The 14,224-nt window shown below is 58.4% G+C and carries 14 protein-coding genes; 6 read left to right on the top strand and 8 right to left on the bottom strand.

Annotation, left to right across the window (positions count from 1 at the left end; genetic code table 11):
- Positions 1 to 16: 16 nt before the first annotated feature.
- From FPT12_RS11835 to FPT12_RS11820, 4 genes are all read right to left on the bottom strand, one after another.
- Positions 17 to 691 carry an urease accessory protein UreF gene (locus tag FPT12_RS11835; RefSeq protein WP_145016413.1) on the bottom strand — a complete coding sequence of 225 codons (675 nt, stop codon included), beginning with the start codon at positions 689 to 691 and terminating at the stop codon, positions 17 to 19.
- Complete coding sequence (gene ureE, locus FPT12_RS11830; RefSeq protein ID WP_145016412.1) at positions 688 to 1,188, bottom strand: urease accessory protein UreE; 501 nt, start codon at positions 1,186 to 1,188, stop codon at positions 688 to 690. Before ureE ends, FPT12_RS11835 begins: the two co-directional genes overlap by 4 nt.
- A gap of 316 nt (positions 1,189 to 1,504) precedes the next feature.
- Positions 1,505 to 2,137: a TetR family transcriptional regulator gene (locus FPT12_RS11825; protein ID WP_145016411.1), complete on the bottom strand. Its 633-nt coding sequence runs from the start codon at positions 2,135 to 2,137 to the stop codon at positions 1,505 to 1,507.
- Positions 2,138 to 2,294: 157 nt separating this feature from the next.
- On the bottom strand, positions 2,295 to 2,729 hold the full coding sequence (locus tag FPT12_RS11820; RefSeq protein ID WP_145016410.1) for a hypothetical protein: 435 nt from the start codon (positions 2,727 to 2,729) through the stop codon (positions 2,295 to 2,297).
- 386 nt (positions 2,730 to 3,115) lie between these two features.
- On the opposite strand from FPT12_RS11820, the gene FPT12_RS11815 reads away from it, so the two are divergent.
- Positions 3,116 to 5,185: an AsmA family protein gene (locus FPT12_RS11815; protein WP_145016409.1), complete on the top strand. Its 2,070-nt coding sequence runs from the start codon at positions 3,116 to 3,118 to the stop codon at positions 5,183 to 5,185.
- Between the two features lie 86 nt (positions 5,186 to 5,271).
- Here the strand turns inward: FPT12_RS11815 and FPT12_RS11810 are convergent, their stop codons facing one another.
- Together FPT12_RS11810 and FPT12_RS11805 are read right to left on the bottom strand one after the other, a co-directional pair.
- On the bottom strand, positions 5,272 to 5,970 hold the full coding sequence (locus tag FPT12_RS11810; protein WP_145016408.1) for a hypothetical protein: 699 nt from the start codon (positions 5,968 to 5,970) through the stop codon (positions 5,272 to 5,274).
- A gap of 95 nt (positions 5,971 to 6,065) precedes the next feature.
- On the bottom strand, positions 6,066 to 6,827 hold the full coding sequence (locus tag FPT12_RS11805) for a hypothetical protein (protein WP_145016407.1): 762 nt from the start codon (positions 6,825 to 6,827) through the stop codon (positions 6,066 to 6,068).
- A gap of 394 nt (positions 6,828 to 7,221) precedes the next feature.
- On the opposite strand from FPT12_RS11805, the gene FPT12_RS11800 reads away from it, so the two are divergent.
- Entirely contained in the window at positions 7,222 to 8,112 is an 891-nt protein-coding gene (locus tag FPT12_RS11800; RefSeq protein ID WP_145016406.1) for a triacylglycerol lipase, read from the top strand.
- 98 nt (positions 8,113 to 8,210) lie between these two features.
- Here the strand turns inward: FPT12_RS11800 and FPT12_RS11795 are convergent, their stop codons facing one another.
- Positions 8,211 to 9,098: a DMT family transporter gene (locus FPT12_RS11795; RefSeq protein WP_145016405.1), complete on the bottom strand. Its 888-nt coding sequence runs from the start codon at positions 9,096 to 9,098 to the stop codon at positions 8,211 to 8,213.
- 96 nt (positions 9,099 to 9,194) lie between these two features.
- On the opposite strand from FPT12_RS11795, the gene FPT12_RS11790 reads away from it, so the two are divergent.
- The 3 genes from FPT12_RS11790 to FPT12_RS11775 all read left to right on the top strand — a co-directional run bounded on the left by FPT12_RS11790 (position 9,195) and on the right by FPT12_RS11775 (position 11,566).
- Complete coding sequence (locus tag FPT12_RS11790) at positions 9,195 to 9,983, top strand: helix-turn-helix transcriptional regulator (protein ID WP_145016404.1); 789 nt, start codon at positions 9,195 to 9,197, stop codon at positions 9,981 to 9,983.
- Between the two features lie 71 nt (positions 9,984 to 10,054).
- Complete coding sequence (locus FPT12_RS11785; protein WP_123423734.1) at positions 10,055 to 10,360, top strand: PsiF family protein; 306 nt, start codon at positions 10,055 to 10,057, stop codon at positions 10,358 to 10,360.
- A gap of 192 nt (positions 10,361 to 10,552) precedes the next feature.
- On the top strand, positions 10,553 to 11,566 hold the full coding sequence (locus FPT12_RS11775) for an AI-2E family transporter (protein ID WP_054595406.1): 1,014 nt from the start codon (positions 10,553 to 10,555) through the stop codon (positions 11,564 to 11,566).
- Between the two features lie 115 nt (positions 11,567 to 11,681).
- Here the strand turns inward: FPT12_RS11775 and FPT12_RS11770 are convergent, their stop codons facing one another.
- On the bottom strand, positions 11,682 to 12,956 hold the full coding sequence (locus FPT12_RS11770) for an Hsp70 family protein (RefSeq protein WP_145016403.1): 1,275 nt from the start codon (positions 12,954 to 12,956) through the stop codon (positions 11,682 to 11,684).
- 295 nt (positions 12,957 to 13,251) lie between these two features.
- Between FPT12_RS11770 and FPT12_RS11765 the strand changes: the two genes are divergently transcribed.
- Positions 13,252 to 14,202 carry a DnaJ C-terminal domain-containing protein gene (locus FPT12_RS11765; RefSeq protein WP_145016402.1) on the top strand — a complete coding sequence of 317 codons (951 nt, stop codon included), beginning with the start codon at positions 13,252 to 13,254 and terminating at the stop codon, positions 14,200 to 14,202.
- Positions 14,203 to 14,224: the final 22 nt, after the last annotated feature.

The raw sequence follows: 14,224 nt of genomic DNA, 5'->3' as shown, positions 1-14,224 counted from the left end.
TCCAAAGTAACAGGCCCTAGGAACGGAACAGACGGCTGTACTGGCGCTCATGGGCCATGCACGCCAGAGACAGGCCGAAAGCGGCGCTGCCGTAGTGTTGAGGGTCAAGGCTTGAGGCGTTCTGCTGAGCCTGTTGCAGCAGCGGCAGCAGTTCGCTGGTGAGGCGTTGCGCGGCTTGCTGGCCCAGCGGCAGGGTTTTCATCAACACCGCCAATTGATTCTCCAGCCAGCTCCAGAGCCAGGCGGCGAGTGCGTCTTGCGGGCTGATCTGCCAGGCGCGGGCGGCCAGCGCCCAGCCGAGGGCCAGATGCGGTTCGCTGCGTTGTGCGAGAAAGCTGCGGGCGGCGTCATCCAGTTCCGGTAAGCCGTTGAGCAGTTGCTGCAGGGAATAGCCCATTTGCCGGCTTTCCTGATGCAGCTCACGGGTTTCCCGGCTGGCGCGGTGTTCCTCACAGCGTTGCAGCAACTGTGGCCAGTCTTCATTGGCGGCGGCGGTGCAATGGGCGAGCAACAGTGGCGCTTCGAAACGCGCCAGGTTGAGCAGCAACTGATCGCTGATCCAGCGTTTCGCGGATTCCGGGTCGCTTACGCGGCCGTTATCCACAGCCATTTCCAGGCCTTGGGAATAGCTGTAGCCGCCAATCGGCAATTGCGGGCTGGCCAGACGCAGCAGTGCCCAGGCCGGGTTCACGTGCGGATGCCGAATTGGTGCAGTTTCGGCGGATAGTTGAAGTCCTCGTCGCCGTGCCGTGAATGGTGATGGCCACCGCCATAGGCGCCGTGCTCCGGCTGGAACGGTGCTTCGATGTTTGCGGTCTGCGCGCCCAGCTGTTCGAGCATGGCTTTGAGCACGTAGTCGTCGAGCAGGCGCAACCAGCCGTCACCGACTTGCAGGGCAACATGGCGGTTGCCCAGGTGATAGGCGGCTCGGGTCAGTTCGAACGTGTTGGCGCAGGTGACGTGCAGCAGTTGCTCGGGGCGGGCACAGACGCGGACGATGCGGCCGTCTTCGGCCTCCAGGCATTCGCCGTCGTACAGCGGCGGCTGCCCGCGCTCCAAAAACAACCCGACGTCTTCACCTTCGGCACTGAAACAGCGCAGGCGACTTTTACTGCGTGCCTCGAAGTTCAGGTGCAACTCGGCGGCCCAGACGGGTTGAGGGTCGATTCTGCGATGAATCACCAGCATTGGGGGGCTTCCAGCAATAGACAATGCTCAGGCTAGAGCAAGGGGCTTGCCAATCGGACGAGACGTAGGAAAACCCTGTCAGAGCGTAGAAGATGTCTCTGAATGTTGCGGGATTTAGGGGGGGGCGCTGGGTGATATTGGTGCGTGGCACTCCGGCGCGCACCAAATTACAGCGCGGCTGATTGATCGTTCCCACGCTCTGCGTGGGAATGCCTCCGGTGACGCTCTGCGTCACGCCGTCAAAGGGACGCGGAGCGTCCCGGGCTGCATTCCCACGCGGGAGCGTGGGAACGATCAGCACTCTGCGTAGGAACGATTACTCTGTACTGCCCAACCCTTGCCAGTGTTTGAGACCGATAAAGATAAAGCGCAGTTGCTGAGTGATCTTCGCCTGTGGCGTCAGGTGCGCGGGCAAGGCTTCGGCGGGCGGGTCGATGATATCGGGGAGGGTGGCGAAAACGCTTTTGACGATCAGGTCGGCCATGACCGATAACCCGGAAAAATCGAGGTGTTGCAGTTTGGGCATCAAGGACAGGTCGGCGGCCAGGTCCGAGCTGATGTTTTCGCGCAGTTTGCCGATGGCCAGACGTACCGGCAGCGAGCCGCCATATTGTTCGCGCGCCAGAAACAGGAACTGCGAACGGTTGGCCGTGACCACATCAAGGAAAATTCGCACCGAGGCATCGATGATTCCGCCCATGACGAATTCATTGTGGCGCACCAGGCGAATGGTTTCGCGGAAGGTCTGGCCGACTTCGCTGACCAGTTCCAGCCCTAGCTGATCCATATCGGCAAAGTGCCGGTAGAAACCGGTCGGGACAATACCAGCGGTTTTCGCCACTTCACGCAGGCTCAGGCTGCCGAATCCTCGGCCGCATTCCATCAGGTGGCGGGCAGCGTCCATCAAGGCGTTGCGGGTCTGTTGTTTCTGTTCGGCGCGGGGCAGCATCAGGCGGCTGGCTTCTAATCAAGGACAGCGGCGCACTCTAGCAAATCAGCTTTGCTGGCGTCGAACTTGAGTAAAGGAAGGTGGGGCGGGGAGTGCGAGCTACATAAAGTCAAAGCCCGATCCAGGAGATCGGGCTTTTTTCCGGGCCAGCATGGCCTTAGCTCAGGCTAGCGTTGCGTTCGATCACACGGTCACCACCACCTTCAGCCAGGGTTTGGCCTTGTGGGGTGCGATCGGAGCCGTCGGAAGCCAGGGTCTGACCTTGTGGGGTGCGATCGGAGCCGTCAGCAGCCAGGGTCTGACCTTGTGGGGTGCGATCGGAGCCATCGGCAGCCAGGGTCTGACCTTGTGGAGTGCGGTCGGAGCCGTCAGAGGCAAGGATCTGGCCTTGTGGTGTCTTGTCGTAACCATCCTGAGTAATCAGGCCTTTTTCTTTCAGACGTTCGTTACCGTTGGCACCGTCGGCAACCGTTTGGCTATACGCCGAATGGCTGGATTTGACTTGCGGAGTTGCCTGATCGGCAGCTGGCAGGGCAAAAGCGCTGCTGGCTAACATCGAAAGGGTCAGGCTAAGCAGTAATTGGCGTTTCATGATGGGCTGCTCCTTGGGAGGGCTATAAAGTGGGTACGAAGCTAATGCTACTCTCGATAAGTCGATATAAAAGTTCATAAAGACAATGGTAATAATCAACGGAATTGATTGTTCGGCGGGAAGCCTCTAGATCGGACGTTTCCGGGGAACATTTTTGCACTGCGGTGGGTATTTTCGACTCACTTGCGCGACGGAAAAGTGCGAGGGCGGGTAACGGAAGCTGGCTGATCGGTCAATAAAATTGGTTTTTTATGCCCGAATGGAAGGGGTGTTAAACCTGCGAGCCATTTGTCAGTCGTAATCTCTATAATCCGCCGATTTCTGGCCTACCGTTTCATATGTGCGTCGCAGTTCGGGCGCTGAGTCGTAATCAGGAGCTCTGTGCAATGACGCGCACTCGTAAAATTCTGGCTTGGGTTGTTGGCAGTCTCGTGCTGCTGATGGCCCTGCTGGTGGTGATCATCGCGTTTTTCGACTGGAACCGGATCAAACCGCCGCTCAACACCAAAGTCTCCGAGGAACTGCACCGCCCCTTTGCCATCAACGGCAACCTGACGGTGGCCTGGAAACGTGAAGTCGATGAAGGCGGTTGGCGCGCCTGGGTGCCGTGGCCGCATGTGGTGGCCGAGGACTTGAGCCTGGGCAATCCGGACTGGTCGAAAAAGCCGCAAATGGTCAGTCTCAAACGCGTCGAGTTGCGGGTCTCGCCGTTGGCGCTATTGGCGCAGCGGGTAGTGATTCCGCGCGTTGACCTCACCGAACCCAATGCCGATCTGCAGCGCCTGGCCGATGGCCGCGCCAACTGGACCTTCAAGTTCGATCCGAAAGACCCGAACGCCGAACCGTCCCGCTGGGGGGTAGACATAGGAGCAATCGGCTTCGACAAGGGCCATGTCACGCTCGATGACCAGACCTTGAACACTCAGATCGACCTGCTGATCGACCTGCTGGGCAAGCCGATTCCGTTCAGCGACATCGTCGGTGATAAAGCCGCGAAGAAAGCCCTGGAGAAGGGTTCGGCGCCACAAGACTATGCGTTTGCGCTGAAGGTCAAAGGCCAGTTCCACGGTCAGAAGCTTGCGGGCGAAGGCAAGGTCGGTGGGTTGCTGGCATTGCAGGACGCGGCCAAGCCGTTCCCGTTGCACGCGCAGGTGAAGATTGCCGATACCAGCGTCGAGCTGGCCGGTACCCTGACCGACCCGCTGAACCTCGGTGCGCTGGACCTGCGACTGAAACTGGCCGGCACCAGCCTGGGCAACCTTTATCCGTTGACCGGCGTACCGCTGCCGGCTTCGCCGCCTTACACCACTGACGGTCACTTGATCGCCAACCTGCGCCAGTCGGACGGTGCGACGTTCCACTACGAGGCATTCAACGGCACCATTGGCAGTAGCGATATTCACGGCGACCTGACGTATGTCGCCAGCCAGCCACGGCCCAAGCTCAGTGGCACGGTGGTCTCCAATCAACTGTTGTTCGCCGACCTCGCGCCGTTGATCGGCGCCGACTCCAACGCCAAGCAAAAGGCCCGAGGCGGCGAAAGCAAGCAGCCAGCGGACAAGGTGTTGCCGGTCGAGGAGTTCCATACCGAGCGCTGGCGCGATATGGACGCCGATGTCGAATTCACCGGTAAACGCATCGTTCAAAGCGAAAAGCTGCCGTTTACCGATCTCTATACGCACCTGGTGCTCAACGATGGTCAGATCAGCCTGGAGCCGCTGCGCTTTGGCGTAGCGGGCGGCAAGCTCGATGCGCAGATCCGTCTGAACGGCCTTGCCACGCCGTTGGAAGGACGGGCGAAACTGACGGCGCGCGGCTTCAAACTCAAGCAGCTGTTCCCGGGCTTCGAGACGATGAAAACCAGCTTTGGGGAACTCAACGGTGACGCCGACCTCGCAGGTCATGGCAATTCGGTGGCGGCATTGCTGGGCAGCGCCAATGGCGATCTGAAGCTGTTGATGAATGATGGTGCGATCAGTCGTCAACTGATGGAGCTGGCCGGGTTGAACGTCGGCAATTATGTGGTCGGGAAAATCTTTGGCGACCAGGACGTGAAGATCAACTGCGCGGCGGCCGACTTCGACGTCAAGACCGGTCTGGCGACCTCCCGGCTGTTTGTGTTCGACACCGAGAACGCGATCGTCTACATCGACGGCACCGCGAACATGGCCAGTGAGCAGCTCGACCTGACCATCACGCCAGAGTCCAGGGGCGTGCGGCTGATCTCGTTGCGTTCGCCGCTGTATGTGCGTGGTAAGTTCATCAAGCCGGATACCGGCGTGAAGGGTGTGCCGCTGATGTTGCGGGGCGCGGGGATGGTGGCGCTGGGCGTGATTGCCGGTCCGGCGGCGGGGCTGCTGGCACTGGTGGCGCCGAGTGGTGGCGAGCCGAATCAGTGCGCCCCCTTGTTGGAGCAGATGAAGGCGGGTAAGGCGCCGAAGACCGTCAAGGGTTAAAGCAGGCACCGATAGCCGCTTTGAGCGCTAATGGAGTTCGAAGCGCCATTGATGCATTGCATGCCCTTGGCGCTTCAGTCTTTCATTTAGTGTATTGGTGCAGTTGGATTTATGTGAAAAAGGTGGGTGTCTACCGTGCTACCCAGCTTTCCAGTCACCTGGTTTCTGACGGTTTCGTACTTGTCTTCCAGCAGACTGGTAGACCACAAGAAGGTTTCAGGGTCGTCAAGAATGGTCCGTTGGGAAATCACTTGGTCAAGAATCGTGATGTCAACGGCGCTGTAGCTTTTGAATGAAATGTGAAGTGAAAGGGTTGTTTTGTTTTTACAGACGATTGTCAGGAGTGTGCTGATGGTAAAGGTTGTTCTTTCAGCAGCTACAGGATTGCCCGGGTTAGCGGATGGAACGTTTTCTCTTTGAATTTTGTTCAATATTGCCTTAACGATCGGGGAGTCGTCAGGCAGCTGTTTTATGATGGAAAATGCATTGCCAAGCTGTTGTAGTTGCTCTTCCCGTAGCGCACTGGATAAACCGATTTTTGCAAGAGTCAAAACACTCGAGGGTTCTTTTTTGATTCGGCGATTCCCAAAGCTGTTGAGCGACCAGAACAAGGTGCTGAGAGTCTTTTTATAGGAGGCAAACCACGTGTTTGGCGTGCTGTTGGCGACCAGTTGTGCCAGTAGGCTGGAATACAGAGTGTCTTTCTTGAACCTTTCGGAGTGTGAGCCGTAAAAAAGTGTAATGTTTCCATCGGCGACGTAAATGTCGGGGGGCATAGAGGTCATAAAAACTCCAGATAAATGAAGTGAAAGCGCATGAGCAGGAACAGAGGCCGTGAGTACTCACTGGCCCCGGTTTTTATCAGTTTGCTTGAGTGTGATTATTGAAAACCTGGAATGCCGTCCAGGAAGTCTTCGGCAGCCTGGCCAAGCTTCCTGAGAACGGAAGCACGTACTTGGTCATAGACATCCACGTTGAGATAAACGGCCGATGCTGCCGATTTTACAGCGGTGGATTGAGTGGTCGACTTCCACCAGAGGATGCCCCGTTTGCTTTCCCTGACATCCACGGATGTGCAGTTAAGAACCATCATTGGCGAGCCTTCGCGGGTTTGCCAGACGGGGGACATGTCAAACTTGGCCTCATAGCCAATTTTGGCACCGCGATTGTAGATACCGATCAGCCCCTGATCATTTTTGACGCCTTCCACGGCTTTGCCGGTGAGCGCCAGCAATTGAGGGGCGTTAGCGCCCACCAGGCCCTGAAGTATCTCAAAGGCTACGGCGTCCATGGTGAGTGCGGTTTTTCGGATAGTTACATTCTTGACTTGGGCCGCCTGAGTGATCCAGCCGAGTTTGGCAAGGCTCTCGGTGTAATACTTATACCACTCGTGCAGTTGCTTGATTGGGTCATACAGTTGTGATGCGGCGTTTTGAACTAGCAATTTACAGTTATCAACATCTTTACGGTTTTGCTCCGAGACGCCGGGCATGTAAATGTTCATCATCTCCGGACCGACCGTGCCGCTTTCTTTGTTTGGGTCGATCGGTGCGCTGAATGTTGCGCTTCGGGGGGTGAGCTTGTTCGATGCTGGTAAAGCAGGAAGTGTATCAAGAAATTCGAGGCGGTCTTCAATGTGCATGATTAGAGTCCTTGTTGTTTGATTGCAGACTTCTTGTCTGTGGTTTGAAATATAAACAACTGAGGTTTTAAGTCGAGCGTGCGTTTGTAACTCGATGATTGTTGTGGAGCGTTTATGTGGCTATTGGTTTAAGGTTTTGTTGTTTTTCTGAGGTGTATAAAAATTATCTTTCGTGATTCAGCTGCGATAAGACAGCGCTGTTGTTACTGATATTCGAGACGGTCCAGCATGTCGTCGGCGTGTTCGCTACTTAAGGTCCGAGTGATGGGTGTGAAGTAACGAGCCGGAAATGTCATAGACTGTTCGTGAAGGTGTCATCTTCGGTGGCGATGCTTGAGGCCGACGTCTTGCATCCCGCCTTGGGCCTTCTTATCGATTACAAGGATGTCCGCCCATGTCGCAAGAGACCGCCACGCGTTACCCCTTGGTGCTGGTCCCGGGAATGTTCGGCTTTATTCGCCTGCTGTTCTACCCCTACTGGTACGGGATCATCCCGGCACTGCGCCGGGGTGGGGCGACCGTGATTGCGGTACAGGTTTCACCGGTCAACTCCAACGAAGTGCGCGGTGAAGAGTTGTTGGTGCAAATCGATGAAATATTGCGCGAAACCGGAGCGGGAAAAGTCAATCTGATCGGCCACAGCCAAGGCTCGCTGACCGCCCGTTACGCTGCCGCCAAGCGCCCGGACCAGGTAGCCTCGGTGACCTCGGTAGCGGGGCCCAACCATGGCTCGGAGCTGGCGGACTACCTGCACAAACACTGTCCGCCCGACAGTGCGAAAGGCCGTGTGCTGAGCGCGTTGTTGCAACTGGTCGCGTGGTTGATGGGCCTGCTGGAAACCGGTTATCGCAGGCATAAATGGCCGGTGGATGTACAGGCCTCGCACAATTCGCTGACCAGCGAAGGGGTCGCGCTGTTCAATCAGCGTTATCCACAGGGATTGCCCGAGACTTGGGGCGGGCATGGGCCGGAGTTGGTCAATGGCGTGCGCTATTACTCGTGGTCCGGGACCTTGCAATCGGGCAAGACCGACCGTGGCGGCAACCTGTTCGACGGCACCAACCGCAGCTGTCGGTTGTTCGCCACCACCTTTGTTCGCGAGGTCGGGCATTGCGACGGCCTGGTCGGTCGCTACAGCTCGCACCTTGGCACGGTGATTGGCGATGAATACCCGCTGGATCACTTCGACATCGTCAACCAGACGCTGGGGCTGGTGGGCAAGGGCGCCGATCCGGTGCGGTTGTTTATCGAGCATGCGCAGCGGTTGAAGGCGGCGGGGGTGTAGTCGATAGACCGCGTGATCGCTCATCGCGAGCAAGCTTTGCTCCTACGGGGATCTGAGGCGCTCTTGTAGGAGCAAGGCTTGCCCGCGATGGCGTCAGATCAGGCGACGCTGACCTTGCGGCCCAACACCAAAGTCCAGCGCTCCGAAAGAATCACCCCACCCAATGTCAGCACCCCACCCACCAGGTGATACAGCGCAAGTTGCTCATGCAGCACCACCGCCGCAATCAATGCGGTAATCAGCGGCAGCAGGTTGAAGAACAGCGTGGTTCGGCTTGGCCCCAGACGCACCACCGCTTGCATCCACGCCAGTGGCGCGAGCATCGAGGCCAGCAGGCAGGCATAAAGCACCAGTGGAATGTTCTGCAAGGTCGGGCCGACTTTGGGCGAGGCCAGGAACAGCGGAAACAGCACCACCACCGCGACCAGCACCTGCAAATACAACAACACCAGCGGTGGTAGGCGCAGCTGCCATTTTTTCAGCAAGGTGCTGTAGACCGCATAGGCCAGGGTCGCGATCAGCATCAGCGCATCGCCCAGGTTGACCCCGTGTTCCAGCAGCGCGCCCAGACTGCCGGACGACACCACCACCAGCACGCCGGCAAACGACAGCACCGCACCGGCCAGCGCGCCGGCGGTCAGCCGTTGGCCGAGGCTGATAATGGCCATGGCCAGCGACATCAACGGCATCAGCGACAGGATGATGCCCATATTGGTGGCCGAGGTCAGCGTTGCGGCGAAGTAAGCCAGGCTTTGGTAGACCGCCATGCCGAGCACGCCGAGGACGAAAATCTTGCCCAGGTTCGGGCGAATCACCGCCCAATGGGTCATGACCGGTTTGAGCATGAACGGCGTGAACAGCATCCCGGCAAGCAGCCAGCGATAGAAACCGATCTCGGCGGGAAAGATCGCGCCGACCGCCAGTTTGTTGATCACGGTATTGCCGGCCCAGATGAAAATTGCCAGCAGGGGATAAGCGTATTGCATGGGAAAAACCAGAACGTTAATGAAGCGCAATTATCTGCCTGTCTGGATGCGCGCCTATACTGCGATCCAGACAATCTGCCCCTGATGACGGACAGCATGAACAGTAAACACATCGATCTGCTGGATTTCAGCGAACTGCCGTCCCCTGTGTACTTCCGCTATGCCGACTTCGATGCTCACCGCTTTGCCTCGGCTCACCGTCATCCGTGGGGCACGCTGGAGTATTCGGCCCACGGCGTATTGCACATGGACATCGGCGGCAGCCGCTTCATGTCGCCGCCGCAATACGCGGTGTGGGTGCCGCCGCACACCGAGCACAGTTTCTACAGCAACCAGCCGATTAACTACCGCGCTGTTTGCCTCGCGCCGCCACTGTGCCGCGATCTACCGCAGCAGGCCTGCACGCTGGCGATCAGTGACATTCTCAAGGCGATCCTCAAGGACTTCGCTGCCCGCGACGTAAAGATCCCCGAGCGCCCGGCCGACAAGCGCCTGGCCGAGGTACTGATCGATCAGCTTCAACAAGCGCCGGTGCATAACTGTTATTTGCCTTACGCCAGCAGCACCGGATTGCTCAGTGTGCTCGAAGCCTTGCAGGCATCGCCCGGCGACAACCGGCCATTGGTGCAGTGGGCGGAGCAGATCCACGTCAGCGAACGAACCCTGGCCCGGCAATGTGTTCGGGAACTGGGCATGAGTTTCGGTGAGTGGCGCCAACGCTTGCGTTTCCTCGCCTCGATCGAAGCACTGGACAGCCCGCGCAGCATTCAGGAGATCGCGTTCGATATGGGGTACAGCACGTCGTCGGCGTTTATCGCGATGTTTCAGCGTCAGGCCGGCTGCACGCCGGAGCAGTATCGACGGACCACGCTGGATAGTAGGTGAAGGTGTAACGGGCTTTGTCTACACTCCCCTCGAGGCCGCGCCCATCGGCGCGGTGACAAGGAGAAAACTCCATGAAGATGCTGCGTATCCCTTTGTTGATGATCGGTCTGCTGCTCTGTTCCCAGGGCTTTGCCGCTACGGCTCAACAGAACAAAATGACCACCTGCAATGCCGACGCCACCGCGAAAGCCCTCAAGGGTGATGAGCGCAAAACCTTTATGAGCACCTGCCTCAAAGCCGCGCCGGCAGCGGAAGCGGCCAAGCCCATGACCCCTCAACAAGAGAAGATGAAAACCTGCAACGCCACCGCCACCACCCAGGCGCTTAAAGGCGATGCGCGCAAAACCTTCATGAGCGATTGCCTGAAGAAAAAATAAGCTGCGCTCCCCCGTGCCCCTCTGTAGGAGCAAGGCTTGCCCGCGATAGGGTCACCGCGGTGGAACTGACAGACCGCGTCATCGTTCATCGCGAGCAAGCTTTGCTCCTACAGTGGTGAAGTCATCCGCTCGCTTCAATGTCGGAAGGCTGGCAGACTGCCAATCCTTTAACGCCGTTTGTTTTGAGGCTGTATGCCAACGTTTTCTCAGCGTCACGTGTTGCTGTTGGTCAGTTGGGTGATCATTTTTGGTGGGCTACTGCTGGTGATACCGCTGCGACTGTTGCCCAGTCTGCTGGCCGGGTTACTGGTGTTCGAACTGGTCAACATGCTCACCCCGCAGCTGCAACGGCTGATCGAAGGGCGGCGCGCACGCTGGCTGGCCGTGGCCTTGCTCGGTACGCTGGTGGTCAGCGTACTGGCGCTGATTTTTGCCGGTGCTATCAGTTTTCTGCTGCATGAAGCGGAAAACCCCGGCGCTTCCCTGGACAAATTCATGCTGGTGGTCGACAAGGCACGCGGTCAGTTGCCTCCGTTCATCGATGCTTATCTGCCGGCCAGCGCCGCCGAGTTTCGCGTGGCTATCGGCGAATGGTTGAGCAAGCACCTGAGCGATCTGCAACTGGTCGGCAAAGATGCCGCGCACATGTTTGTCACGTTGCTGATCGGCATGGTGCTGGGGGCGATCATCGCCTTGCAGCGCATCCCTGACCTGACCCAACGCAAACCCCTGGCGGCGGCACTGTTCGATCGTTTGCACCTGCTGGTTCAAGCGTTTCGCAATATCGTCTTTGCGCAGATCAAGATTTCCCTGCTCAACACTTTTTTTACCGGGATCTTCCTGGCGGTGATCCTGCCGCTGTTCGGGATCAAGCTGCCATTGACCAAAACCCTGATCGTGCTGACCTTCCTGCTGGGCTTGTTGCCGGTGATCGGCAACCTGATGTCCAACACGCTGATCACCATCGTCGGTTTGTCGCTGTCGATCTGGGTTGCGGTGGCGGCGCTGGGCTACCTGATCTTTATCCACAAGCTGGAATACTTCCTCAACGCGCGGATCGTCGGCGGGCAGATCAGTGCCAAGTCCTGGGAGTTGCTGCTGGCAATGCTGGTGTTCGAGGCCGCGTTCGGCCTGCCGGGGGTGGTGGCGGGGCCGATTTATTACGCGTATCTGAAGAGCGAGTTGAAGCTGATCGGGATGGTCTGATTCCGCAGATGTATTGCCTGGACTGACCTCATCGCGAGCAGGCTCGCTCCCACAGGGGAATGCGATTAACTGTGGGAGCGAGCCTGCTCGCGATTGGGGGCACCTCGGTTTCGGATCAGGCCTGAGTGCCGTAACGCTTCATGGCCTCGATCGCCAACCCGCTGCCGATGCTGCCGAAGATGTTCCCTTCCACATGCTGCGCATTCGGCAGCATCGCCGACACGCTGTTACGCAGCGCCGGAATCCCGCTCGAACCACCGGTGAAGAACACCGTATCCACCTGATCGACCCGCACATTGGCGTCGTTCAACAGCTGAGTGACGCTGTTGCGCACCCGCTCCAGCAGGTTGTCGATGGCCGACTCAAACAGTGCCCGGCTCAGCTCCACGCTCAAACCCGGCTCGATCCGGTCCAGCGGCACGTGGCGACTGTCGGCGTGGGTCAGCTGGATCTTGGTTTCTTCCACTTCCATCGCCAGCCAGTGCCCGGCGCGCTGGTCGATCAGCTTGAACAGGCGATCGATGCCGCCGGTGTCTTCGATGTCGTAACGCATGCTGCCCAGCGCCAGGGTCGACTTCTGCGAGTACACCGAGTTGATGGTGTGCCAGGTCGCCAGGTTCATGTGGTGGCTGGTGGGCATGTAGGCACCGCTCTTCATCCGGCTGCCATAGCCGAACAGCGGCATCAGGCCCTGCAGACTCAGTTGCTTGTCGAAATCGGTCCCGCCGATGTGCACGCCGCCCGTGGCGAGGATGTCGTCGTGACGGTCATCGTGGCCACGACGCTCAGGGGACAGCCGCACCAGAGAGAAGTCCGATGTACCACCGCCGATGTCGACGATCAGCACCAGCTCTTCCTTTTCGATGGTCGACTCATAGTCGAACGCTGCGGCAATCGGTTCGTACTGGAACGAAACGTCCTTGAAACCGATGGCGCGGGCTACGTCCACCAGGGTGTTTTCGGCTTCCTGGTCGGCCATTTCATCGTCATCGACGAAAAATACCGGACGCCCCAGCACCACTTCTTCGAATTCTCGACCGGCGGCGGTCTCGGCACGCTTCTTCAACTGGCCGATGAACAGCCCGAGCAAGTCCTTGAACGGCATTGCCGTGCCCAGGACGCTGGTATCGTGCTTGATCAGCTTGGAACCCAGCAGGCTTTTGAGCGAGCGCATCAAGCGGCCTTCGTAGCCTTCCAGGTACTCGTGCAGCGCCAGCCGGCCGTACACCGGGCGGCGTTCTTCCATGTTGAAGAAAACCACCGACGGCAGGGTGATTTTGTCGTCCTCCAGCGCGATCAGCGTTTCCATGCCAGGGCGCAGCCAGCCGACAGTGGAGTTGGACGTGCCGAAGTCGATACCGCAGGCACGGGCCGGAGATGCGTTTTTCATGTCTTTCGAGTTCCGGTTAAAAAACGGCCGCGCAGTGTATGTCAGAGCGGCGCAGAATCGAAGGCCGACTATCCGCTAAATTCAGGTCATCGCTCACTTGAAAGACTATCCTTGTTCCCCAAACTTACAGGCATGGCCTGGCAGCCACTCCGCGATCAAGTGATCCGCCCCGGCTGCCGATAAACTTCAGATGTGCTGCCCGATCACATTCTTGAGATCGGTCAAGCCTGCGACAGCCAATCAGTGCATGCTGTGTCTGGCTGCGTGATATCGATAACGGATGGTGATTCCCTCGATGGACTTCAAAGACTATTACAAGATTCTCGGTGTGGAGCCGACCGCTGACGATAAGGCGATCAAGGCCGCCTATCGCAAGCTGGCGCGCAAATACCACCCCGACGTCAGCAAGGAAAAGGACGCCGAGGCCAAGTTCAAGGACGCCTCGGAAGCCTATGAAGCGCTGAAAAGCGCCGACAAGCGCGCCGAATACGACGACTTGCGCAAATACGGCCAGCACGGCCAACCGTTCCAGGGCCCGCCGGGTTGGCAGCGGCGTGGCGGTGCGGGTGGCTTTGGCGGTGGTCAGGACAGTGGCGATTTTTCGGACTTCTTCAGTTCGATCTTCGGTAACCGTGGCCCGGGTTTCGGGGGTGGACAGTCTGGCCGCAGTGCCGGTCGTCGAGGACAAGACGTGGAAATGGAATTAGCGGTTTTTCTGGAAGAAACCCTGTCGACCGAATCGAAAAAAGTCAGCTTCCAGGTGCCGCAGTACAACGCCACCGGCCAGCATGTCAGCAACACCAGCAAAAGCCTGAACGTAAAAATCCCGGCCGGCGTGATCGACGGCGAGCGCATTCGGCTCAAGGGCCAGGGCGCACCGGGTGTTGGTGGCGGCGCCAATGGCGACCTGTACCTGACCATTCGTTTTGCGCCGCACCCCAAATTCGACGTTGAAGGCGAGAACCTGATCATCACCTTGCCGCTGGCCCCGTGGGAGCTGGCGCTGGGTGCAGAGGTCGCGGTGCCGACCCTGACCGGCAAGATCAACCTGAAAGTTCCAGCCGGCAGCCAGAACGGCCAGCGCATGCGCGCCAAAGGCCACGGCCTGCTGAACAAGGCCGGGCAACGCGGTTATCTGTTCGTGCAGCTCAAGGCGGTGATGCCCAAACATACCGACGATGACGTCAAAGCGCTGTGGCAGGAGCTGGCGAAGAAAGCCGCTTTTAATCCGCGGGAGCATTTTTGAGTCAAGAGAAGGAGTAGCCAAT

The sequence above is a fragment of the Pseudomonas sp. H3(2019) genome (assembly GCF_007713465.1).
GTDB lineage: Bacteria > Pseudomonadota > Gammaproteobacteria > Pseudomonadales > Pseudomonadaceae > Aquipseudomonas.
The sequence above is the reverse complement of the archived record's forward strand: the minus strand, read 5'-3'. Positions and strand labels throughout refer to the sequence as shown.